23 protein-coding genes are annotated in these 24,241 nt (G+C 37.4%); 14 read left to right on the top strand and 9 right to left on the bottom strand.

What is annotated here, in order from left to right; all coding sequences use genetic code 11:
• The first annotated feature begins 173 nt into the window (after nucleotides 1-173).
• The 8 genes from J2Y40_RS15295 to J2Y40_RS15260 all read left to right on the top strand — a co-directional run bounded on the left by J2Y40_RS15295 (nucleotide 174) and on the right by J2Y40_RS15260 (nucleotide 8,163).
• Nucleotides 174-524, top strand: a complete 351-nt coding sequence (locus J2Y40_RS15295) for a helix-turn-helix domain-containing protein (protein ID WP_153396116.1) — start codon at nucleotides 174-176, stop codon at nucleotides 522-524.
• A gap of 83 nt (nucleotides 525-607) precedes the next feature.
• Nucleotides 608-1,117 carry an RNA polymerase sigma factor gene (locus J2Y40_RS15290; RefSeq protein ID WP_153396114.1) on the top strand — a complete coding sequence of 170 codons (510 nt, stop codon included), beginning with the start codon at nucleotides 608-610 and terminating at the stop codon, nucleotides 1,115-1,117.
• Nucleotides 1,092-1,766, top strand: coding sequence for a hypothetical protein (locus J2Y40_RS15285; RefSeq protein ID WP_153396113.1), 675 nt, complete (start codon nucleotides 1,092-1,094; stop codon nucleotides 1,764-1,766). The genes J2Y40_RS15290 and J2Y40_RS15285 overlap by 26 nt, the downstream gene beginning before the upstream one ends.
• Nucleotides 1,767-1,781: 15 nt before the next feature.
• Complete coding sequence (locus J2Y40_RS15280) at nucleotides 1,782-3,068, top strand: DUF4252 domain-containing protein (RefSeq protein WP_153396112.1); 1,287 nt, start codon at nucleotides 1,782-1,784, stop codon at nucleotides 3,066-3,068.
• Between the two features lie 12 nt (nucleotides 3,069-3,080).
• Nucleotides 3,081-3,581 (top strand): DUF4252 domain-containing protein, encoded by a 501-nt coding sequence (locus J2Y40_RS15275; protein WP_153396111.1) that lies wholly within the window; start codon nucleotides 3,081-3,083, stop codon nucleotides 3,579-3,581.
• A gap of 28 nt (nucleotides 3,582-3,609) precedes the next feature.
• Nucleotides 3,610-4,314, top strand: coding sequence for a hypothetical protein (locus J2Y40_RS15270; RefSeq protein ID WP_153396110.1), 705 nt, complete (start codon nucleotides 3,610-3,612; stop codon nucleotides 4,312-4,314).
• A 173-nt stretch (nucleotides 4,315-4,487) separates the two neighbouring features.
• Nucleotides 4,488-5,948: an IMP dehydrogenase gene (gene guaB, locus J2Y40_RS15265; protein WP_153396109.1), complete on the top strand. Its 1,461-nt coding sequence runs from the start codon at nucleotides 4,488-4,490 to the stop codon at nucleotides 5,946-5,948.
• Nucleotides 5,949-6,273: 325 nt separating this feature from the next.
• The gene (locus J2Y40_RS15260) at nucleotides 6,274-8,163 is read left to right on the top strand and encodes a GEVED domain-containing protein (RefSeq protein ID WP_309999848.1); all 1,890 of its coding nucleotides are present in this window, start codon (nucleotides 6,274-6,276) and stop codon (nucleotides 8,161-8,163) included.
• A 62-nt stretch (nucleotides 8,164-8,225) separates the two neighbouring features.
• Here the strand turns inward: J2Y40_RS15260 and J2Y40_RS15255 are convergent, their stop codons facing one another.
• The 7 genes from J2Y40_RS15255 to J2Y40_RS15225 all read right to left on the bottom strand — a co-directional run bounded on the left by J2Y40_RS15255 (nucleotide 8,226) and on the right by J2Y40_RS15225 (nucleotide 14,647).
• Nucleotides 8,226-8,426, bottom strand: coding sequence for a KTSC domain-containing protein (locus J2Y40_RS15255; protein ID WP_153396107.1), 201 nt, complete (start codon nucleotides 8,424-8,426; stop codon nucleotides 8,226-8,228).
• A gap of 102 nt (nucleotides 8,427-8,528) precedes the next feature.
• A complete protein-coding gene (locus tag J2Y40_RS15250; protein ID WP_153399900.1) occupies nucleotides 8,529-9,212 on the bottom strand; it encodes a T9SS type A sorting domain-containing protein in 684 nt (227 codons plus the stop codon).
• A 6-nt stretch (nucleotides 9,213-9,218) separates the two neighbouring features.
• Nucleotides 9,219-9,806 carry a phage tail protein gene (locus tag J2Y40_RS15245; RefSeq protein ID WP_153396105.1) on the bottom strand — a complete coding sequence of 196 codons (588 nt, stop codon included), beginning with the start codon at nucleotides 9,804-9,806 and terminating at the stop codon, nucleotides 9,219-9,221.
• A 127-nt stretch (nucleotides 9,807-9,933) separates the two neighbouring features.
• On the bottom strand, nucleotides 9,934-11,799 hold the full coding sequence (locus J2Y40_RS15240) for an AAA family ATPase (protein WP_153396103.1): 1,866 nt from the start codon (nucleotides 11,797-11,799) through the stop codon (nucleotides 9,934-9,936).
• Nucleotides 11,800-11,813: 14 nt separating this feature from the next.
• Nucleotides 11,814-12,884, bottom strand: a complete 1,071-nt coding sequence (locus J2Y40_RS15235; RefSeq protein WP_153396101.1) for a DUF4407 domain-containing protein — start codon at nucleotides 12,882-12,884, stop codon at nucleotides 11,814-11,816.
• Nucleotides 12,885-13,506: 622 nt separating this feature from the next.
• Nucleotides 13,507-14,061, bottom strand: coding sequence for a crossover junction endodeoxyribonuclease RuvC (gene ruvC / locus J2Y40_RS15230; RefSeq protein WP_153396100.1), 555 nt, complete (start codon nucleotides 14,059-14,061; stop codon nucleotides 13,507-13,509).
• A 67-nt stretch (nucleotides 14,062-14,128) separates the two neighbouring features.
• Complete coding sequence (locus J2Y40_RS15225; protein WP_309999843.1) at nucleotides 14,129-14,647, bottom strand: 2'-5' RNA ligase family protein; 519 nt, start codon at nucleotides 14,645-14,647, stop codon at nucleotides 14,129-14,131.
• A 91-nt stretch (nucleotides 14,648-14,738) separates the two neighbouring features.
• On the opposite strand from J2Y40_RS15225, the gene J2Y40_RS15220 reads away from it, so the two are divergent.
• From J2Y40_RS15220 to J2Y40_RS15210, 3 genes are read left to right on the top strand one after another with little or no spacing between them, the layout of a single operon-like run.
• On the top strand, nucleotides 14,739-15,062 hold the full coding sequence (locus J2Y40_RS15220; RefSeq protein ID WP_153396098.1) for a PadR family transcriptional regulator: 324 nt from the start codon (nucleotides 14,739-14,741) through the stop codon (nucleotides 15,060-15,062).
• Nucleotides 15,059-15,787: a hypothetical protein gene (locus tag J2Y40_RS15215; RefSeq protein ID WP_309999841.1), complete on the top strand. Its 729-nt coding sequence runs from the start codon at nucleotides 15,059-15,061 to the stop codon at nucleotides 15,785-15,787. The genes J2Y40_RS15220 and J2Y40_RS15215 overlap by 4 nt, the downstream gene beginning before the upstream one ends.
• Nucleotides 15,788-15,838: 51 nt before the next feature.
• Nucleotides 15,839-16,471 carry a hypothetical protein gene (locus tag J2Y40_RS15210; protein ID WP_309999839.1) on the top strand — a complete coding sequence of 211 codons (633 nt, stop codon included), beginning with the start codon at nucleotides 15,839-15,841 and terminating at the stop codon, nucleotides 16,469-16,471.
• A gap of 110 nt (nucleotides 16,472-16,581) precedes the next feature.
• On the opposite strand, the gene J2Y40_RS15205 is transcribed toward J2Y40_RS15210, so the two are convergent.
• Complete coding sequence (locus J2Y40_RS15205; RefSeq protein ID WP_309999836.1) at nucleotides 16,582-17,715, bottom strand: serine hydrolase domain-containing protein; 1,134 nt, start codon at nucleotides 17,713-17,715, stop codon at nucleotides 16,582-16,584.
• 219 nt (nucleotides 17,716-17,934) lie between these two features.
• Nucleotides 17,935-18,636: a diphthine--ammonia ligase gene (locus J2Y40_RS15200; protein ID WP_309999834.1), complete on the bottom strand. Its 702-nt coding sequence runs from the start codon at nucleotides 18,634-18,636 to the stop codon at nucleotides 17,935-17,937.
• A 127-nt stretch (nucleotides 18,637-18,763) separates the two neighbouring features.
• Here J2Y40_RS15200 and J2Y40_RS15195 point away from each other — a divergent pair, with 127 nt between their 5' ends.
• From J2Y40_RS15195 to J2Y40_RS15185, 3 genes are all read left to right on the top strand, one after another.
• Nucleotides 18,764-21,496, top strand: coding sequence for a pitrilysin family protein (locus tag J2Y40_RS15195; protein ID WP_153396092.1), 2,733 nt, complete (start codon nucleotides 18,764-18,766; stop codon nucleotides 21,494-21,496).
• Between the two features lie 129 nt (nucleotides 21,497-21,625).
• Nucleotides 21,626-21,751 (top strand): hypothetical protein, encoded by a 126-nt coding sequence (locus J2Y40_RS15190; protein ID WP_262885781.1) that lies wholly within the window; start codon nucleotides 21,626-21,628, stop codon nucleotides 21,749-21,751.
• 45 nt (nucleotides 21,752-21,796) lie between these two features.
• Nucleotides 21,797-24,226 (top strand): TonB-dependent receptor, encoded by a 2,430-nt coding sequence (locus J2Y40_RS15185; protein ID WP_309999831.1) that lies wholly within the window; start codon nucleotides 21,797-21,799, stop codon nucleotides 24,224-24,226.
• The last annotated feature ends 15 nt before the right edge of the window (nucleotides 24,227-24,241 follow it).

Genomic DNA, 24,241 nt, shown 5'->3' with positions numbered 1-24,241 from the left:
TTTAATTTTTTTCTCATACACATTTGAATTTTAGTGAACTAAATATAATTGTTTTTTTATTACCTCACAAACTTATGAAATAAACATAAATAAAATATAGTTAGAAATTACTGATTTCCGTATTATTTTTCTAAAGGAAAAAATATGTAATTTTGGTAAAAATACATTGTGTTATGACTCTAGGAGAAAAACTGAAAAAGGCAAGGATCAGCAAAAATTTAACTCAGGAATATCTGGCAGAGGTGCTGAATGTTTCTCAGAAGACTTATTCTAATTTTGAAAATGATAAGAGTAAGCCCGCTTTTTCTCAGGTAGAGGATATTGCAAAAGTTTTAGAAGTAAGCGTTCTGGATTTCCTGAGTAATGATGGACTCTCTTTTCATTATGATAATGTACATGGAGGAAATAATGGTTTTATTTATCAAAATCAACTTCCTGAAAAACTGATAGAACAGTACGAGCAAAGGCTTAAAGATAAAGATGCTGAGATCATTTATCTCCGGCAACTTCTCGATAAAAAATAAAAACTTCAAAAAATGAAGTTTTTTTTATTTTATGATGTAATAAAAATAAAAAGGCAGTTGTCTTACCTATAGAAACAAAACTCATGACCCAAGAAACTTTTAAGAATACGGTGTTTATTCTCAAAGACGAGATGTATCGTTTTGCGAAAAGATTCGTGATGAGCAGTGATGAGGCCGAAGACGTAGTACAGGACCTGATGATGAAGTTCTGGCAGAAAAAAGATGAACTGGAGCATTTTGGAAATTTCCGCTCCTATGCTTTGAAATCTGTACGGAATGAGTGCCTGAACCGCCTAAAGCATCATGATGTGAAGCTGGGATTTGCAGATTTGCAACTTCACAGATCAGAATTGTACAGCATGGATATTAATAACCTGAAGGAGTATATTGTTGGTTTTATCAATCAGCTTCCTGAAAAACAGAAAATGGTAATCCATCTGAAAGACGTAGAAGAATATGAGGTATCCGAAATTTCCGAAATGCTGGAAATGGAAGAAAATGCGGTAAGAGTAAATCTTATGCGTGCCAGGCAAAAAGTAAAAGAACAAATTTCACAACTGATGAGCTATGAGCAAAGATCAATTTCAAAATAAATACGACGAAATCTTCCGGGAAATAAAAGAAGAAAAAATGGACTGGAGTTTCGATGATTTCCTTCAGCAGACAGAAGAAGGAACTCCCGAAACAAAAGAAGCTCCGGTCATTCCGCTGGAGAAGAAACCTTCTTTTCCGAAATGGGGCTGGCTGGCTGCCGGACTGCTTATCCTGCTCAGCATTGGTTTTGTCTTTAACGGATTGAATTCCAGTGTTCAGGATAAAGAAAAGCTGGTGAAAGATGAGGTGCTGAAACAGAAATCAGGATTTATCGAAGAGAATAATGATCATCAGGAGCAGGTAGCAGTAAACCATACAGATTCTATTTCCGGAGCTAAAAAAGATTCTATTTTTCAGGATAATCCAGTGGCAGAGAAAGATGTTATGGATGAGATCCTTCCAAAAAGAGGACGCCTGAAAAAGGAATCAAAACCAAGGTATGTAAGCAATTCTACCGTCCAAAAAGCTGAAGATGTAAATGATTCTACACAATATGATGATTCCTACGTGATTGTCAACGGAAAAAGAATCACCAGTGAAAAAGAAGCAATAGATGTTGCTAAATATTCCTTTATGAAATTGGGAAATGAGTTTAAAAAAACAGTAGCCACTTCCCAGAAAAATGAAAGCATTGACAATGAATACTAAACCCCAATCAATCCCATGAAAAAGATATTATATATATTAACCATTTTTTTAAGCAGTTTTGTGACTTTTTCCGCACAGACTGAACAGCTCAACCAGCTTTTCCAGAATTTTGAGAAGAGCGGTGGTGTAACGTCCATCAATATTAAGAAACCCATGTTCAAATTACTGAATACCCTTGATATTAACGACGAATATGTTGGCAAGATCAAACCCATTCTGAATGAGGTAGACGGCCTTAAGCTCCTGATTATTCCTAAAATTACATTTCCTGATCATCTGAAAGATGAAAACCTGGAACATATCAAACTGAATGAACAGCAGACCAATAAAGTAAACAGGGCATTAAACAGCCTTAAATTCAATGAGCTGATGTCTATGAACAGTGATGGTGTTTCTATGAAATTCCTGGCTGAAACTGAAAAAGACAATTATCTGGAAAATCTGGTCTTCAACGTAGATTCCAAAGAAGAGAATATTATTTTTATTCTCAACGGTAAAATGAAATTGTCTGATGTGAATAAAATCATCAATTCCAGCGAAACAACCGTAAGTTCTTCACAATCTTCTACAAAAAACTCTTTTGCTTCAGACAATGCCTCGTCTTACCTTAATGGTGACAGCAGAAATGTTGGAGAATTCTCTAAAATTGATGCCAGTCTGGGAGTAAACGTAATTTATAAGCAGGAAAATACAAGAAGTGTAAAAGTGCTTGCTGATGCAGATAAGCTCCAATACGTCATCACCAAAGTTGAAGACGGAGTTCTAAGGATTTATGTAGATAACAAAGGAGTACGAAACCTGAGATTTAAAAATCTTAACGTCAACGTATCTGCGCCCCATATTAATGAAATAACGACTTCTACCGGAGCTATTTTTACAGCGGTTAATCTTGTAACAGAAAACAAATTAAAGATTAATGGGTCATCGGGTGGGGTTATTAAAGGTAAATTTAATGCCAGAGAAACAGCCAATATAGATGTTAATTCTGGAGCCAGTGCGAGTGTGGATATTAACACCCCAAAATTAGCATTGGACACTTCAAGTGGAGCAAGTGCTGTTTTATCTGGTGAGGCAGGATCTGCTACCATTGATATTAGCAGTGGTGCTTCCTGTAAGGCTGATGATCTTAAAATTGGTACCGCTACAGCAGAATCCACATCAGGAGCAAGCCTTTCCCTGTTTGTTACAGATAAACTAAAGGTAAGAGCTTCTTCTGGGGCTGCAGTAAGATTAAAAGGAAATCCTGAGCTGGATGTTAAGGTTGATAAAGTTTCCGGAGGCAGTTTCAGACAAGTTAAATAAAGAACTAAAACCATGAAAACTCTTAAAAACATTTTTTGTGCTATTCTGGCTATCATCATGCTTCAGTCATGTGCAGTATCCGGAAAACCGAATATGGCTTTCTTTAAAGATAAAGATTATGATTTTGAAGGAGCCCGGTTTCTAAGTGTGAATGTTCCTATGTTTCTTGCCAAGCCTTACATTAAAAAAGCATTGAGAGAAGATGGTGAAAATGAAGACGTAATCAACCTGGTTAAAAAGATTTCCAAGATAAAGGTGATGACGGTTGAAAATGGCAGCAGTTCAATGCTGAAAGACTATGCTGATTACCTGAACCGGAATAATTATGAAGAATGGGCCACCATCAAACATGACGGCGATAATGTAAATATCCGGGTAAAACAAAACGGTGATGCCATTAAGAATATGCTGATTACGGTCAACTCAGCTAAAGATCTGGTCTTTGTAGATGTTAAAGGAAACTTTACGCCTGACGATATTTCAAAGATGATCAATGCTGCTTCTGATAAATAATTATTCATACCAACCAAACACTTTTAATATGGAAAAATTAATCAGAGAAGTGCGTATCCTTAAAATTTATGCAGTATCTCTCACTATAGTATGTATCCTATTTTTCTTTCTGGCATTTAAGGATCAGAATTCAAAACAACGCTTTGAAGAAATAGATGTGGAACGGATCAATATTGTTGAAAAAGACGGGAAGCTGAAAATGGTACTCAGCAACCAGAAACGCCAGCATCCCGGAATGGTCAATAATAAAAGTATGGAACCAAGAGAAAGAAATGCCGGTATCATTTTCTTCAATGAATTGGGCTATGAGTGTGGCGGGCTTGTATACGGAGCAGATGAAAACGGATCCGGGATGGTATATTCTGTAGATCAGAAAAAAACAGATCAGATCATGCAGCTTCAGTATTCGGAAGGAACAGGAGATAAAAAAAATCGAACCTATGGCCTGAAATTATGGGATCGTCCGGATGATTTCCCGTTAGAAGAGATTATAAAATTTGAAGATTCATTAAAACGTCTCAATGACCCTGCTGCTTCTAAAAGAGCCTATGCAAAATTAAGAACAGAAGGAAAGTTGACTACAGAGCGGTTTTTTGCAGGAAAAGCTGCCAACGGAGATGTAGGACTTTTTATAAAAGATACCAATGGCCGTATACGCCTTAAAGTATATATTGATAAGAATAATCAGACGCACATTGACAAGCTGGATGAAAGCGGACAGGTTGTAAAATAATAATAAACTTAAACAAGTAGTTTCATATAATACTAATTTTATTTTGTACAAAAAGACCGTTCACATAAGAACGGTTTTTTGATTTAAGTTATTGATTATTAAATTTTATTTAAACTATCAAAAAGGATTTTCATATCTCATCAAAATAACCTAATTTTGCAAAGAAAGTAAAGATGTCTATTCATAACAAAATTGTAGAGACAGCCATCACTTTCGATGACGTTCTTCTAGTCCCTGCTTATTCAGAAGTTTTACCTAACCAGGTATCATTAAAATCAAGACTTACCGACAAAATTACGCTGAATGTTCCGATCGTTTCCGCTGCAATGGACACCGTTACAGAAGCTGATCTTGCTATTGCTCTAGCAAGAGTGGGAGGGTTAGGATTTATCCATAAAAATATGCCGATTGCCGAGCAGGCAGCACAGGTAAACAGAGTAAAACGCTCCGAAAACGGGATGATCTCAGATCCAGTAACCCTTTCTAAAGATCATACTCTTGGCCAGGCCAAAGAGATGATGGCGAAGTTCAAAATTTCAGGTCTTCCGGTGGTAGATACAGATAATGTTCTTATCGGTATCATCACCAACAGAGATGTAAAATATCAGGAGAATCTTGATATGAAAGTAGAAGAGATCATGACCAAAGATAATCTGATCACTTCTGATAAAGATACCAACCTTGAGAAAGCAAAAGAAATCCTTCTTAAGAACAGAGTGGAAAAGCTTCCGATTGTTGATAAAGACAATAAACTGGTAGGCCTAATTACCATCAAAGATATTGATAATCAACTTGAATACCCGAATGCAAACAAAGATAACAACGGTCGTCTTATTGTAGGTGCCGGTGTAGGAGTAGGAGAAGATACTCTGGACAGAATTGCAGCTCTGGTTCAGGCAGGTGTTGATATTATCGGTATTGATTCTGCTCACGGACATTCAAAAGGAGTTTTGGATAAAATCTCAGAAATCAGAAAAGCATATCCGGATCTGGATATTGTAGGTGGAAATATTGTAACAGCTGAAGCTGCAGAAGATCTGATTAAAGCAGGAGCCAATGTTTTAAAAGTAGGAGTAGGCCCTGGCTCTATTTGTACAACGAGAGTTGTGGCAGGAGTAGGAGTACCTCAGTTATCTGCCATCTATAACGTTTACGAATATGCTAAAACTAAAAATGTAGCAGTAATCGCAGACGGAGGAATTAAACTTTCCGGAGATATTGTAAAAGCTATTGCAAGTGGAGCAGGAGCAGTAATGCTAGGATCACTGTTAGCAGGAACCGACGAAGCACCGGGTGAAGAAATTATTTTCCAGGGAAGAAAATTCAAAACATACCAGGGAATGGGAAGTCTTTCCGCAATGAAGAGAGGAGGAAAAGAAAGGTATTTCCAGAGTGAAGCTAAAAAATTCGTTCCGGAAGGAATTGAAGGAAGAGTTCCAAGCAAAGGAAAGCTGGAAGATGTAATTTTCCAACTGACAGGAGGCTTAAGAGCAGGAATGGGATACTGTGGTGCTAAAGATGTTGAAGCATTACAGAAAGATACCAAAATGGTCATGATCACAGGAAGCGGATTAAAAGAATCCCACCCTCATGACGTGATTATCACGCAGGAAGCTCCGAATTATTCTTTATAAGATAAAATTTTCAGCATCATCAAAAAAACCACACTATCACATGTGGTTTTTTTGATGATATCTATTATATCCGTGGCTTAATCTTTTTACTAGAAAAATATTTCGTTAATTGTATTTTTAATTTTAATAAAAAAAGAGATAATTCATTTTTAAAATCATAAATAACATAATAATGTGGTAAAAAAATAATGTTATTTATGTAACAAAAGTATATTTTTCTCTACTAACTATATTGATCTTTTAAAATAGATTCTTTTTAAGAGTTGATAACAGACACTTAAACAATCTATTATTAAATAACTTAAAAACTAAAAATATTTGTAAAATGAAGAAAACTTTCCTTTATGGAACTATGCTGTTTTCACTTTCTCTATCTGCACAACAGAAACAGAGAATATGTGGATTTGAAGAAACTTTAAAATCTCAGGATAGAGAAAATCCTGGAATGAGAAAGGTTTTTGACCAGTTGGTTAAAAAGATTCAGGCAGAAAGAAAAGCAAATCCTCTATCTGTATCTGCTAAAAAAGTGAATGATGTTTATGAAATTCCAGTAGTTGTTCACGTGATTGAGGGGAATGATCCTCAGTTTGCAAGAACTGATGCTCAGATTCAGACCTGGATAGAGAATGCTAATAAGATGTATGCTGGTACCCATCCTTGGCCAGCTCCTGGAACACCTGGTGCACCAGCTGCTGATTTTGGTACTCCCGCAGTATTTCCTATTAAATTAGTTTTGGCAAAAAGAAGTCCGAACTGTACTGCTACAACAGGTATTGTAAGATATAACGCAACTTCTCTTCCTGGGTACAATGCATCCGGAATGGCATACCAAACAACTACTGGAGCATCCAGGAATGCTATTAAAGGATTAGCTCCCCACTGGCCGGAAGCCTCTTATTTTAATATTTATCTGATTACTCAGTTTAATGGAGATCCTAGCCCTAACGAGGGTTTAATGGGATTTGCAGCCTTCCCGAACAATTTGGATAGTAACTATGAGTCTTTTATGAAGGCAGGAGTAGTAACTAATGCTTATGATACAACGTTTGCTCATGAATTTGGTCATGCAATGGGATTATATCATACTTTTCAAGGAGGTACTTATGATGCTATACCAGGAGATCCAGATTATTGTCCTCCAACAACAACAAACTGTGAAAGTGATGATGATGGAGTGTGTGACACTGAAAGATCAGGAAGTGGTTATTGGGCGTGGCCGGTTCCTACTAATTCTGCAACGAATACATGTACTGGGGCAAACTACCAGGGTGTACAATATAATATGATGAATTATTCTAACTCAACTGCTCAGAAATTTACAGCTGGACAAGGAGAGAGAATACAGGATTTATTCATGTTGATCAGAAGCAGCTTAACAACCTCTAAGGGAGGAACAGCACTTCCTGCTACATCTGTTTCTACTGCACCTATTGCAGCTACATGTAATCCTACAGGTGTTACTAATCCTAGTAATGGAGGGGCTTCAGGAGATGATATTTTCTTGGCAGGTCCAACATCTGTAAAATTAGGACAGATTAATAATGCATCTGCTCCTACCTGGCCAGGTGATATCAGATATTATATAGATTATTCTCAAGGTTGTCTTGCAAATGGTTATACTCCTTTATTAGTGGGACAACAGCAGACCATTGAGGTAGGATTTATACAAGGACTTAGCGTAAGCCAGTCAATCAGAGTTTGGATTGATTATAACAATAATGGAACTTTCGAAGCTACTGAGTTAGTTGCTACGGGTAATAATGTTCCAACCAATGCTGATTTTGAGGGAACTTTTACAGCTAACTTTACTCCTCCGGCAACTGCAACAATGAACACGCCGCTTCGTATGAGAGTTTTAGCTGATGTAAATGGTTCTTATACTCCTTGTGGACAGCTAAACTATGGACAGATTGAAGATTATTCTGTAAAATTGGTAACAACCCTTGGAACAAGCGAAGTAAAAGCTGATAATGATGACCTAGTGATTTATCCTAATCCGGTAGCTACAGGAGATAAGGTATTCATTAAAGCTAAAAATGGCAAGAACCTGAAAATTTCAATCTCTGATATGTCAGGAAGACTTGTTGCAAGTCCATCTGTAACTGAAGAAAGAAACGGAATCTACAAAATTGACCAGCAACTTGAAAAAGGAGTTTATATGGTACAGATTTCCAATGGAAAAGAAAGCAAAACTTCCAAACTGATCATTAAATAATTTTTTTCAATATACCCTGAAATGCCTCCATTTATTTGGAGGCATTTTTTATTGATGTAATTTCAGTTTGCTTTTTTAGTATACCTGAATCTGGGCTTTATTACAGTATTCAAGAACTTCCCTTTAGATTTTGCAGCGCTGAATTTATTATAAATAGAGAACGGAACTTTAAAATAATCATATACAGCTCCTGACTGATATATAATTCTCAATATTTCAGTTTCCGGGAAATAAATAAAACTATTGACAACACTTGAGGGCATAGGATATTTCCATCAAAAACCATTCCTTACGGATAACAAAACAGCCTTCAGAAAAATCTAAAGGCTGTTTGATAATCATGAATGCTGTAAAGCTTCCTGTTTCTATTTCTTTACAAATTTGAATTCAAGTTTTTCGAAATTTTTAGTAGTAACAACTAAAAGATAGGTTCCTGTAGAAAGCTTTGAGACATTAATTTTTTCAGCAAATCCTTCTGAGTTTACAAGCCTTCCGTCTATATTATAGATTTGTATGGCTTTACCATCGTTAATTCCGGAAATATAGATCACATCTGAAGTCGGGTTCGGGAAAATTCGGATTTTCGTGGCTGTAAGTTCTGAAGTTCCCAATGAGGTACTGTGTACATCACCCGTCATTGTGGAATTGGTTCCGTTGAGATTTCCTCCGCATTGTCCACTGGTAATGGCAGTGTTTTCAACCCACAATCCAAATGTATTACTTGGCGGTCTCGGACTGGTATTGTTCCCGGTAGAATTATAGTAGATCAGATTAGGAGTTGCAAAATCTCCGTCACCGTCATCCGCAAGGAATTCCCATCTTGATAAAGAATTATTCCATTGAATTTTAAATTCGCAGGAGCCTAATCCTCCGCAAGGTTGTCCATCCACCGGTGTTGTGATGTAGATATTCTTATTTTGGGCATCAACTCCGGTTTTAGTGAATACGAAATTCTGATTGTCAAACAAATTATGACAGCCATTGAAAGTAATCGTCTGTGCAGAGACTGAGCCACCCAGAACCAGGGCTAATAAGTATAAACTTTTCATCATTTATTAATTAAAAGATGGATAAATTCCCTGTAATGCTATAAGGCATCTTATGGCAAGGAAAGGCGATCGGTTTTCATGAGGCAGGTTGCCTCCCGTAGGGTTTACCATGGTGGCTTTCATGGTAGTATTGGCATTCGCGCTGGAGTATTCCTTATCCAGAATTTTAGTGTCTGCCGGAAGATTACCAGTAGGGGTATTCTCGTTACCTTCTGAAGTTACTGCATTGATAGTGTGTGAGTGGGCAGGCATCTGAGAAGATAATAAGGTTACGGACTCTGAGCCTCCATTTTGCCCTACAACATAATTACTGAGCCCTGGTCCCTGGCCTTGCCCAATCATGGATCTTCCCCTCATATCAGGTAAAGCAAAAGTATTAACCCCGTCACCCCCGAAAGTAGTTCCTAACAGAGAAAAAAGTGCCGTATTCTGACTAATGGACATCAGTTGGCCGTTGCATTCAGCCCATCCATTCGGAACCCTGCTGTAAGGAACAAAAATAATTTGTCCTAAATAAGGTTCAACCTGAGCTTTTAAAGTAGAATTAAATGCACTGCAGATTAGCAGTGTACATGCAATAATAAAGTTTTTCATGACAAACAGTTTAGTGATAGTAAAGTTATAGAATATTCTGCAATAAATTAATTATATAGAAAAAACCTTTTAGAATTAACTAAAAGGTAATGTTTTATTAATGTATATCTATTAAACTGTAGATTTTTTATAGAGAGTCAAGCATTGCGTTATAATTCGTAATATGAAGATAACCTTCCTCTCTTATTCTGATGTCCAGATTGTATTTTTTAGCTGTATCATAAATTTCTTTAGGCTGCATGCTTCCCTTCTGGCTGAGCTCTCGGCTCATTTCTTTTAAAAGATCAAGATGAATGAGAAGGTCCTCCCTTGTTTTTTGTACAAGTTCCTGCATCAGCTTTTCAATTTTTGCATCAGTGAGATGTTGTTGCATGCGATGCGGATAATCTTCAAGACTATAACATGCCTGGTATTCTTCATCAAAACCATATTTTCGGATATAATCTGCAGCAAGGGCTGTTGCCTGTTCCCGATCATGGCTTCTTCCTATACTGGCATTTTTCTCCCCAAAAATAATTTCTTCTGCAATTCCTCCTGCCAGATAAATTTTTATCCTGTTCAAAATACTTTCTTTGGTATCGTGAATCTGGTGTGGAAAAGTAAATCCGGCCGCATAGCTGCTGGCCACCTTACTTTTGAGCTGTAACGGAGCAAAACCGGTATACAAAATATAGGAAACAGCATGACCACATTCATGCACGCTGATGTTAGCCACTGTATCCGGCTGATTAGACTGGCGAATACTGTCAATTCTTCCTGTATAGGGAATTTCGATGATTTTGCTTCCAACCTTTCCGGCAATAGCTTTCTGCTGATCCAGATAATTAATTTCTATGGTTTTGTCATCATGGGTAATCGCTTCAAAAAGGAATTTGCTGAGGTTGGTATCCAGAATATCAACAACACTGCTGAAAACGGGACGTACACCCTGTACCGGGAATACTCCGTTTCTGTAGATAAGGGCATTGATACTTTTGTTTATTTTTAAACTGATTCCAAACTTTGACTTTGTTTTTTGTTTGAGATTATTGATTTCTCTTTGGATTAGCTTCTGAAAATCTTCTGTTCGTAAAGAAAAATAGATCAGGTGAATATTTCCAAATCTTGCCACCTGCTCAGGACGAAACTTTCTGGATAATGCATTTTTAATATCCACTACGGTTATTTTCTTAGTGAAAGCATGGAAAATGTTAGCATCTATATCTGCTTCACTGGTTTCACGGGACATTTGAAAAGCTTCATCAAGATTTCCGCTGATAATGATCAGCATTTTACTGTAATCTACAGGTTCGTAAATCTTTTTCTCTTTCTGCTTTTTTAGGATCAGCTTAATCATATCTTCCTCTTTCATATCGATGATGCTCATCACATCATCTTCCATGCTGAGGTATTTTTTAAGCTCTTTGGCGTCCCATAGATTCAGATATGGATTTTCTTCCACTTCTGTTTCTCCGTTTCCTTTCCGCCGTTCATTTTCCTTTTTACGGAGAAGGTAGGAAAACAGATAATGCTCCAGATCGTCGCGTTCTCTTTTGCTCAGGCGCCCGTCACTCAGAAGTTCCCAGAAATCAGTGTATCGTGTTTGGGGAACAGGGGTTCCGTCGGCTTCAATGGTGTTGAAACGCTGGATCTCATCAAAGAGTACAATGCTTGGTTTTTCATCACTGAGGCGGTTGCTCTGGAAAATATCAGAAACGCTTTTGCTCCAGGAAGTTTCATCATTATTGCTAAGCTCAATCTCCACAAAACGGTTCTGAAATCCAAGATAACTTACGGTTTTTCTCACCAGATCTGTTTTTCCAACTCCGGTCATACCCCATAGATTGATCACAACAGGGCGTGTAAGGATTTCCGGAATCAGATACCAGATCTGGATATATTCCATTAAATCATCAATAATTTTGTCTATCCCGATGAATTCTTTTTTCAGGAATGTTTTGCAGTCGTCCAGCTTTTTCTTTTTCTTCTGAATCTCTTCTTTATCAATAATCATGAATGAAAAATACGTTATTTTTTTAAATTATCTTTAAAATCATCAATGCGGAAATCGGTAAGGGCGTTTCCTTTTTCAATTTTTTCCCTGGCATATAACCTGAAATCATTTTCTGTTTTTTCCAGAAGGTGATCATAAGGTCCTACATGGGAAATTAGTTTTACCAGAACCGGGGAGATCTCAAGACAGATGAAGAGCCCCATGATAAAGGCAGCTGCCAGTCCGATAATGGCTGAATTTTTCCCAAGTTCATCCAATGCCTGAAGCCTGGCTGCAAACCCGTTGAATTTATCCTCGAAAGTTTCTGTAGACTTTCTTTCTGTTTCCAGATTGGTATAGACTTTTGAAATTTCTTTGTCTAAATATTCCAGTCTTGGAGCCGTTTGTTTTTGGAAGTTTTCAAGGTCCTGCTTTCTTTGTTCTTTCAGTTCCTGTTTACGCTTGGCATTCGGCCCGTATCCTTCTTTTCCACTGGTTAGCCCGGATTGTTTTCCCAGAATTTCTTTTTCAAGCTCTACAGCAGCAGAGTCGTATGCTTTCTGGTATTGTGCTGTTTTTTCTGCAATCTGTTTTTTCTCTGTTTCAAAAGGTCCGCTTTGCTGGAGGATTCTTCCGCTCATCTCACCCTGAAGCTGTTTTTTGTTTCTCTGAATGATGGTATTCAGCTGTTTGTTGACCTCTTTTTCAAAAATTTTAAGTTCAAGTGGCTTGGAAATAATAATTCCTAAAAAAGTAGCTAGGATCAGACGGGGAATAGACATTAAAATCTGATTCCACCATGTTCCTGTTTTTTTAATGGAAGAAACGATATACCTGTCTAGGTTGAAAATCATCAGCCCCCAGAGTATTCCAAAACCCACCGAAGTCCAGAGGTTATCGAACACCGTATACATAGCATATCCTGCCGATAAAGTCGCAAATACGGCGGTGAAAAGAACAATCCCCCCAATGCCTGAGAACTTATTCCACTCGCTTGGTGTTTTTCTTAAAATATGAATGTTTCCTCCGGAACATACCATCAGAAACTTCTGGAACCAGTTTATTGAGTGATTCGCTTGATTTATAGTTTGTTGGTTTGTTTTCATAATTGAAAATTTATACAAATGTAGTACTAAAAACCATACCAATGTAAAAGATAGTATTATGTTTTGCCAAGTAATTCGGGTGTTTGATTTAAAATATTGATTGTCAGTTTATTTTATTTGTTTATTCCGGGTTTGATGATTTGTTGTTTTTTTACTGGTAAAGTTTCAAAAATTATCTGTAGATTGAAATCTGATATTATCAGATGATTAAATCTCAGGTCAATTGATGAGCTTCATAAAAACTAATATTCGTGAAATTGTAAAATCACGCAGAAACTTATCAATATTTCAGGTCTTATTCTGTTTGGCCTGGCGGTTGGCTGTTTTTTCCTTTATCAAGAATACCAAAAGAAAGAGTCTGAAAACAGAAAAGCACAAAATGTAAATGATTATTTTTCAGGAAAATAGACCGTATTTAAAGAGATTATTCAAATCATGGAGTTATCGTTTTAATGCTTGACAATGGGAAAAGATTAGAATTCAATATGTATGAATATCATCAGTTTCGAAAGGGAGGCAGCATTGTCAAACGTAAAGGTAGAGACCATGTCTATCTATATAGAAACGGAAATGTAAAATCTTATGAATATTGAAAATCAATTGAATCTTTATATTTCCTATCCTACTTCAATCTATCCGGATTCTTCTTCAAAAAGCTTTCCCATCCACTATATGATTTAGTATCCGTCAAAGTTCCGGAGTTAAAATGGTGGCATACGGCAACGGCAAGACCGTCGGAAGCATCGAGGTATTTGGTGGGGAATTCTTTTAATTTCAGGAGATTCTGCAGCATTCCTGCTACCTGCTCTTTGCTGGCATTTCCGTTTCCGGTGATCGCCATTTTAATCTTTTTAGGAGAATATTCGGTGATGGGAATATTTCGGTAAAGGCTTGCGGCCATGGCAACGCCCTGTGCACGGCCCAGTTTCAGCATACTCTGTACATTTTTCCCGTAGAAAGGAGCTTCAAGGGCTACTTCATCGGGGTGGTATTCATCAATCAGCGCTAATGTTTTATCAAAAATATACTTCAGTTTTGTTTCGTGATTGGGGTATTTTTTGAGGATAAGTTCGTGTATGGAGACCAGTTCCATTTTGCCTTTTTTAATGGAAATAATACCGAAGCCCATGATGGCAGTTCCCGGATCAATACCTAAAATTATTTTCTCTGAAATCATTGGTTCAAAGATAGGGTTTTACAGGGAATTTTTTGCTCAGATCCGGAAATTGAGAAAACAGTTACATTTATTTTTCACTCAGATACTTTTCAGCAACCGGCATCCATTTTCCATCATGTCGGAGTAACAGAATTTTATCAACTAAAAAACTAGTTTTGTATTCCTTGTCTTGGTATATTTCCCATGCTTTTAGGTAATTTTCAAAGGTCAGATCCCTGTATCCTACTGTCATATGTGGTGAAAAAGAATATTTATTAAAGCTGAACTGCCGGATAACATGCTGATGAAGCTGATTTAAATTCTCGTTGAATTCCGGTTTTACATATAAAACAGGATTTTTAGGATTCGGGAAACTTCCGAAACCGTTTAACATGATTTCAAAAGGGGGAATATGGGTGTCAATCTTCTGAAAAGCCGTATGAATATCACTTTCCAGTTCCAGATCTCTTGAGAAAGGGGGGAATAAAGTAATATGGGCATCATTGTTCAGTGCCTTTGAGTTCCCGTAATCAAGAGCAAGATCTGTTTTAAAGACCTTGACCTCATCAATGATCTCCTGAGGTGGATAAACAGCTATGAAATACATTTTTTGCATGAAGCAAGATAAAATTTTTTACATAAAATCTATATGCATAAGAAAATTATGCATAAATTTGTAAGGTATAAAACGACAATCATTGAAAAAAAACAGTTTATATAAAGGAACGTTACAGAACATTATTTTGAAGCTGCTTTCAAAAGAAGTGAAAATGTACGGCTATCAGATCACTCAAAGAGCAAAGGAGCTTACCCAGGGCGAGCTGGAAATGACGGAAGGAGCACTTTATCCACTGCTTCACAAACTGGAAAGTGATGGAATTATCACTTCAGAAGTCCAGAAAATAAACGGAAGAGACCGTAAATATTATCTGCTGACAGAAAAAGGGAAAAAACAGCAGGCTGTTTATGAAGATGAAATGAAAAACTATCTGCTCAACCTCAACACCATCTTTAATATATGATGACTGAAAGACAGGAGATTCTGGTAATGGAGTATCTGATTTCCCAAAAGCTCCCTCTTGATATTTTACTGGAGATCAAAGACCACGTGATCACCCAGATTCAGGATATCCAGCTCAATGAAAATTTAAGTTTTGAAAGTGCTTTCTCAAAGGCAAAAGAATCCTGGAAGGGAGAATTTGAAACAGTGAACTACCGGATGTTCTTCCCTGTAAAAATTCCTATGATCGCCAAAAGAATAATAAAGGAAAAATATAATGGCTTCCTGAAAAAATCATTACTTATCGGGCTGATCTTTTTTGGGATTAATCTGATGCTGGTCTATCTGTCAAGAAATCAGGAAGAATACGGCATACTTTTCAGAGTATTGAACGGAATGTTCCTTCTGGTCATGGGATGTGTATGGCTTTTGAACATTAGGATTTGGAAATACATGAGAACAGATTTCAAATACAAAGGGAAATGTTTTTACACGATGTACCAGCAAAATATGGGGCTGATGATTACCTGTATGATTGCGATGGTACAGATTACAGGGAAAAACGGACATTATGCCTATCAGTTTTTCAGAGAGCACACTACTTCTGATGTTTTCATGCTTCTGATAACTTTAATCATTCCTTTCCTGGTACAAACAGGCTGTATTTTTGCCCTTTTCAGTTTTTTTGAGCATAAGAAAACGTTAAACAGGATAAAGAGCTTTTTAGAATCCCCAGCAGAAGCTTGAAGTAATAGCGGAACATTCGGAACAATAAAAAATAAAAACTAATCTTAATACATGATCAACATTATAGAGGAGAATGAGATCGTACGATATCTCACATCAAAAAAATTAAGCTACGGACTGCTTTTAGAAATTAAAGACCATTTCATGCTTCAGATTTCAGATCTGATGGAAGAAAAGAATATCGGATTTCAGGAAGCTTTTCTTACAACCAAAATGAATTGGCAGCATGAGCTGGAAATGGTAAGAGCAGATAGATTTTCATTCAGGAAAATAGCCAGAATTGAAAAGATTGCTGTTCAGGCAAGGTTCAGGAATATTGCAGTAAATGCAGTGATTGCCTCATTTCTACTTTCTGCATTGTTCTATTTCAGTACAGATGCTTTTATCTATCTGCAGATGACATTGTGGATGGTAACAGTCGGCCTTTTGCTTTACAATTTTATCTGGAGAAAAATGACCCTTTACCACTACCTTCAGTTTAGTTTTCATCCGCTGGTGTTGAGAAATACCTTTATCGGGGCAATAGTCTGTGCCGGTGTATATTTCTTTTTTAACCGGTTTTCCCTTTATGACACGGCGTCTTTATTCAATTCAGATGTGATGAGAACGTTCTTCATCTATGGGATGTTGACCAATATCCAGCTTTTATATAACAGCGCCCGAAGAATTAATGTTTTGATTTAAGCAAAGATTTTCTGTTATTTTTACATTGATGACGTTAGTATTTGTTTTGATTAAAAAGCCCTTGCAAAATACAGGACTTCCTGGAAACTTCAGGAGAATAAAACGATTAACTAAATTTTTGCAGTATCACGCTTCATCTTTACCACCGAATTTTCAAGAGCATCTGTCAATTTTTTAATTTCAATATGAGGTCTGAAGGTTGAGCCTTTTCCTTTCTCTTCGTCCGCCGTATTAGACAAAATAAGTACAGAAGTTTTAGTCTGTGGATAATAGATATTCAGGGAAGGAGAACCTTTTACATAACCGCTGTGAAAATAACTTTCAGGTTGCCCAATATTCAGCATAATTCCATAACCATAACCCATTTTTCCAAAAATCTGATGCCGTCTTTCTGCGCTTTTGGAAACAAACTGTTTAAGCGTTTCTGTTTTCAGAATCTTACCGCTGTAAAGGGCGTTATTCCAGATATGGAGATCATCGATGGTAGAAAGGATACCTCCCGCAGGTGTTCCTATGTCTTTTCCTGCCAGTCTTTTTGGCATATTAGGAACTTCTTCAAATGTTTTTCCGCTGCCCAGATAAGCGCTGGCAAAATTATTTCCTTTAAAAACAGCTCCTGTTGAAGAATGTTTCATTCCCGCTTTTTGAAAAAGTTCCCGGGCATTCTCATCAAAAGATTTTCCGGTTACGGCTTCAACAATCTTTCCCAATGCATTAAATCCGTCATTGGAATAGAAGAAATCAGAACCGCTTTTAAACATTAATTTTTCGCCGAAAGTATTCAGCCCGGAAGTATGGTTCAAAAGCTGCTGGATCGTAATGTTTTCATATTCTTTAAGCTGGAATTCCTTCAGATATTTTGAGGCTTTATCATGAATGTTCAGTTTTCCCTGCTCCATCTGAAGAAGAATAAGAACTGCCGTGAACTGCTTGCTTACAGAACCGATGGCGAATACCGTCCCGCTGTCAATCTTAGCTTTGGTTTTAAAATTCGAATAGCCATTGGCCTTTCTGTACAGCTGCAGAGAATCTTTAAATACTGCAACACTTCCATTAAAATGATACTTTTTAAAAACAGAATCAATCTGCTGTTCAAGAATTATTTTCTGAAAAACGGCAATGGTAGAGTCGATAACTAACTTTTTATCAACCGGCTTTTCGATGGGTTCGGAAGAACTCTTACAGGCTGTTATAAAAATAGTAAGAAATAATACGGAAAAAAGAGAATTGAAAATTTTCGGCATTTGTATTGAAGTTTAGGCTAAAAATAATCAAAAAGAATAGAAAAGAAAAATCAAAACCGTGGATAAAACTTTCACAGAACTTCCGGTTTATCAAAGAAGTGGTTTTATGGATAAAGATTATCTACGGCCTGCAATTCTGGCGTATCGGATTGTCACAAAAAAAGAATTTTTAAGAAAAGATCATTACCTGAGAAAAATTTTAAAAAAGAGCTTCCTTTCTCATTTCAAATCACAGAACCAGAAAACATATTCTCCTTCTTCTTCAGAGTCTGTTTTGGGTTTGGGATACGTTTTCTTTACCGTTTCCCCGATTTCAAAAAGAATCGGTTTCTTAAAAATCGGACCATCGAAAGTGAATGTATGAAACTCTCCGTTTTCGCCACAGGGATCAACATTTTCAGGAAGATCATCAAGAAACTGCTGATTTATAATCCGTCCTGCGAAACTTTTGTCCAGATAACTTCCGTTGACACAGGTTACAATGGTTTTAAAGCCAAGGTTCAGAAATTCATGGATAAGCTCAGTGGTGTTCTGTTTCCAAAGCGGAAAGACTGCTTCCATTCCGATAGCGTTCAGTTGGTCTTCACGGTATTGGCGAAGATCTTCCAGAAAAATATCTCCGAAAATAGAAGCGGTAACTCCCATAGATTTTACGCGTGACATGGTCTTATCCATAATAGCGCTGTATTCCTCCATGGAAGGTTCTTTGGGAAGTTCCATTTTAATTAAAGGAAATCCTAAACTTTCTGCCTGCTTTTCTAATAGAGATACATGAACACCATGCATGGAAATACGCTGAAACTCCTTATTAATGCTTGTTAATAAAGCGGTTACTTCATATTTGTTTTCCTGAATAATTTTAAATAACGCAAGACCGGAGTCTTTTCCGCTGCTCCAGTTGAAAATGGCTTTGGGATTCATACAGGCTGATTCTGTTTTACCCTGCAATTTTATGATAAAAAATAGAATATTCTGTTGATTTACAGAGTTTATTTTTGATTAGAAGATGTAATTGTTTTAAATTTAACAGAACTAAAATTAAGAACACATGAAAAACCTGCTCATTGGGACCGCGGTCTTGTTTTTTACGGGAATGGTAAATCCCGTATTTTCACAAAAAGGAGAAACTCCAAAATTCATAAGCAATACAGAAGGGGTAAAAGAGTATACCCTCATTAACGGAATGAAAGTTCTTTTGATTCCAGACCCTTCCCAGAGTAATATGGTGGTAAATATTGTTTATAATGTCGGGTCCAAACATGAAGGATACGGAGAAAAAGGAATGGCCCATTTGCTTGAGCATATGTTATTTAAAAGCACTAAAAAATTAGGTGATATAAAAAAACAGCTGTCTGATAAAGGAGGTGACGCCAATGGGACCACCTGGTATGACCGAACAAATTATTACGAAATCTTTCCATCCAGTGATGCCAACTTGAAATGGGCCCTGGAAATGGAAGCGGACAGGATGGTGAACGCTACGATTCTGCAGACTGATCTGGACAAAGAGTTCTCCGTAGTAAGGAACGAATTCGAGATAGGAGAAAACAGACCCGGAGATGTTCTGATGGAAAGGATTGTATCAACGGCCTACCTGTGGCATAATTACGGAAACAGCACCATCGGGAGCAAAGAAGATATTGAAAGAGTAAAAGCTCCAACATTGAGGCGGTTCTATGAAAAACATTATCAGCCTGATAATGCCACTCTTATTGTAGCCGGTAAATTTGATGAAAAGCAGGCTCTGAACTATATTTCTCAATATTTTTCGGTGATTCCGAGACCTTCCAGAGTTTTAGATCAGACTTATACGGTTGAGCCGGCACAGGATGGAGAGCGTTTTGTAGAATTGAAACGTTCGGGAGACAGTAAAATTGTAGGAGCTCTATACCATACAGCACCTTATGCAGATAAAGATTATGCAGCATTGGATGCGTTGTCAGAAATCTTGACAGCAGACCCTTCCGGCTACTTGTATAAAGCGATGATTGATTCCCATAAAGCAGCTTCAGTATATTCTTACCAGCCAACCGTGAGAGATGCTGCTTTTATGTATTTCGGCCTGGAAGTTCCGGCAGATAAAGATGTGAAGACGGTGGAAAGTGATTTCAGAGCTGAACTGGATAAAGTGGCTGCCATTAAATATACAGAACAGGATGTCAACAGGGCAAAAGCCAAAATTTTAAAGCAAATTGAGAATAATAAAAACAATACCATCAATTTTGCAATTGGTTTAACGGAGATTGTAGGAGCGGGAAGCTACAAATTGGGAATGCTGTACCGTGATAATATTGAGAAACTTACCTTGGCAGATATCCAGAAGGTGGCGAATAAATATTTTAAAACCAATAACCGGACTGTAGGGGTATTCATCCCAACCAAAGACGAAGTAAGGGTTAAAAATCTGGAATATTCTGATGATCAGATCGCCACACTGACGAAAGATTATAAAGGCAAAGCTCTTGAAAAAGAAGTGGCTCCTTTTGAAGCCAGTATTAAAAACCTGAAGGCTAATCTTTCTGAAGGAAAATTAAGCAACGGAATGAAATACGGCGTTATTAAGAAAGAAATTAAGGGCGGAAAAGTAGCCGCAAGCTTCCGCTTCCCGGTAAGTAACGCCAAAGATCTGAGTGGAAAATCCCAGATTGGTGCTTTAATGGCGCAGGTCATGAAAACAGGAACAAAATCTCATACAAAAGAACAGATTCAGGATATGCTCGATCAGTGGAAATCCAGCATCAATTTTTCATTTGGAGGACAGACTTTATATGCTAATGTGAATACGTATAAAGAGTATCTGCCAAAAGTAATGGGATTAATGAAAGAAATTCTTACAGAATCCAGCTTCCCTGAAGCAGAGCTCGTTAAAACAGTCAATGAATATAATACTTATCTGGAAGGCTCTTTAAATGATCCTCAGGCTCTGGCATTCACCGAAATTGAAAAAATTACAGCAAGCTATCCTAAAGAAAGTATTTTCTATACTCCTTCTTTTAAAGAGCAGATTGAAACCAATAAAACCATTAAAAGACAAGAACTTGTAGATTTTTATAATAAGATTTTAGGAAGCAATAATGGAGTAGGGACTGTGATTGGAGACCTGGATTCCAAGACGGTATCTTCGTTACTTGAAAGTACGTTTGCAAAATGGAATTCAAAATCCAATTATGAGCAAATCAAACCTGAACTCTTTGCCACTAAAAAACAGGATAAGGAATATTTGACTCCGGATAAAGAGAACGGAGCGGCTGTAGGAAAAATCAGCTTCTCTATGGATAGAAAAAGCCCTGACTATCCGGCGTTAATCATTGCTAATGAAATGTTGGGCAGCGGAGGATTCCTTACCTCCAGAATTCCTACAAGACTTCGTGAAAAAGAAGGGATCAGTTACGGAGCCGGATCTTATATGAATGTACCTTCGGATAATAACGTTTCATCCTGGGGATGGTACGCATTCTTTAATCCTACGAAAAAAGATGCGGTAAACAAGGCTCTGAAAGAAGAAGTTAATAAGGCTGTAAAAGAAGGTTTTAGCGAAGAAGAACTGAAATCGAATCTGAATTCCTGGTTGACCTCAAGAAAAACAGGATTAGGAAATGACAATACTTTAATGGGGCTTGTTAACAGCCAGCTTCAATACGGTATTCCTTTGGAGGATTATGATACTTTAGAAGCAAAAGTATCTGCCTTGAAAGTAAGCCAGGTAAATGATGTACTTAGAAAATATATCAGCGAAGATAAGCTTACATCTGTGTTTGCAGGAGATTTTAACAAGAAATAAATTGCATACTTAAATTCAGAAATAAACCCGCATATCATGTTTGCGGGTTTTTCTTATATGGAAAATTAGCAGAATTTGACAAGTCATATTCTTTCCCGCATATTACCTTTGAGAATAAAATAAATCATTATGAAATCTCAGAATTTTTGGAAATCCACACCGGCGAAAATATTGCTGGGGATTATGATCGTAGCAGCAGCATTGTTTATTTTTAGAAAAGGGTTCAGTTTCGGTCAGTGGCTGCAGAGTTTCTAAACGTTGAACCATAAACCATGAATCTTGAATTTTAATCTGAACACTATGAGAAAAATATGCATTTTACTATTATTGTTGAGCTTTTCCTGGTTTTACAGCCAGGGGAAATCTTCTTTAAGCAGCCGTATCTACGGGAAAAACGGGCAGCCGATGTCTAATGTCACAGTGATGCTTATGAAAGCGGATCGGGATGAGGTGCTGAAAACAACAATTACCGATCAGAACGGGAATTTTGAATTTGAAGATTTCGTTTCAGAACCGGTGAAGCTGGTGATTGAACAACCAGGCTATGAAAAATTTATTTCCGAAACACTCACTTCTTCTGAAGGAAAAATTACTTTTCCCGAAATCCGCCTCAACCTGGGGACAAAAGAAATAGAAGGAGTGACAATTACATCCAAAAAACCTTTTGTTACCCAGAAAATAGACAGGATTGTAGTAAATCCCGATGCGTTGATCAGCAATGCCGGAACAACAGCCCTAGAAGTTCTGGAAAAAACACCATCCGTAAGTGTAGATATGAACGGTAATATTTCGATGAAAAGCAAATCCGGAGTACAGGTTTTTATTGATGATAAACCTTCTTACCTTTCTGCTTCAGATCTAGCTGATTATTTGCGTTCCATCCCGTCTTCCAGTATAGAAACCATTGAAGTGATTGCCAATCCCCCTGCAAAATATGATGCCGCAGGAAATGCCGGAATTATCAATATCAGGCTTAAGAAAAATGCTGCAAAAGGGTTCAATGGCGGGATAAATCTTGCCTATGGACAAGGAAAGCACATGAGGACCAACAACAGCGCCAATTTCAATTATCGAATCAAAAAATGGAATTTTTTCTCCAATTTCAGCCTGAATAAAAATGAAACCTACCAGGACCTTACCATTACAAGAGAATACTTTACCCCTAATGGAGACAGAAGCTCAACATTTACCCAGAATTCCTATATCACACCGAGTAGCAGAACCCATTCCGCAAAAATCGGAGCAGATTTCTATGCAACTCCCAAAACTACCCTCGGAATTGTACTGAGCGGTTTTATCAATCCGTCAGACCGGAATATTGCGAACAATGCAGTTATTCAGAATGCGGATTATGAAACGGTAAGCCTGGTGGAGGCCCAAAACCCGATGAAGATCCGGTTTAAAAATGATGCCATCAACCTGAATATGAACCATAAGTTCACCGATAAACAGGAATTGAGTGTGAATTTCGACCATATTAATTATCACTCCAGGGTTTCCCAGAACCTGTACAATGCCATATTGAATCCGGACAGAAGTGTCATAGAGCAGACCCAAATGGATTCTGAGCTCCCTTCAGATATCAGAATCAAAGCGATCAAAGCAGACTATAGTGGAGTAGAAGCATTAGGAGGTAATTTAGGCTTCGGAGCAAAATCAAGTTTTGTGAAAACGAATAATGTGGCAGATTTCAGAGATGTGATGAACGGGATTAAAATACCCAACTATCAGTTTTCTAATGATTTTACCTATAAAGAGAACATTCATGCCGTATATACCAACTATTCAAAAGACTTTAGTAAGTTTTCTGTTCAGGCCGGGCTGCGTATGGAATACTCCGATATCAAAGGATACCAGAAAGGAAATCCAATGGTCAGGGATTCCGCGTTCAGTAAAAAATACACAAGCCTTTTCCCTACATTTTATGTGCAGTACAGAGCAGATTCCCTGCAGAATCATGTATTCGGGCTTTCATTGGGAAGAAGAATAGACCGTCCGAATTATAAGGATCTGAATCCGTTTACTTACCCTATGGATAAATTTACGTTCTATGGAGGAAATCCGTTTCTGGAACCTACATTTTCTTACAATGCAGAATTCAATTACACATGGAATAAAAAATATATTTTCGGACTGAACTACAGCTATATTGATAATCTGATCTCGGAAACCAATGAGCAGCGAAACAATATTTATTACAGCCGTCCCGGAAATTTTGCCAAACAGATTTCTTACGGAGTATCATTCAACGGAACCGTTTCTGTTACAAAATGGTGGACATTGCAGTGTTACACCGCACTTTCTTCCAACCGTTTCAGCAGCCAGGTATATACCGAAAGCCTGAATGATTCCAAATGGAACTGGGTGATCATGCCTACCAATCAGTTTGCAATCAGTAAAAAATGGACTGCAGAGCTATCAGGACAGTACCAGTCTGCAGCATTATCCGGACAGTTCCTGATTTCTCCGGTAGGTTCAGTAAGAGCAGGGATATCCACCAAAATTCTGAAGGATAAAGGAACATTAAAGCTGAATGTGTCTGATATTTTTTATACCAATCAGATTAAAGGGCAGATCCGGAATATTCAGAATGCTAATGCGTCATGGTACAGCACCTTTGATTCGCGGGTGATCTCATTATCGTTCAGCTACCGTTTCAGTAAAGGAGAAAACCTGAAAGTACGTGAAAGTGGAGGTTCGGAAACAGAACAAGAACGTGTGAAAATTTAAATTTTAAAACCAGAT

Source organism: Chryseobacterium sp. 2987 (assembly GCF_031456375.1).
GTDB lineage: Bacteria > Bacteroidota > Bacteroidia > Flavobacteriales > Weeksellaceae > Chryseobacterium > Chryseobacterium vaccae.
This window is presented reverse-complemented; position numbering and strand designations above follow the sequence as displayed.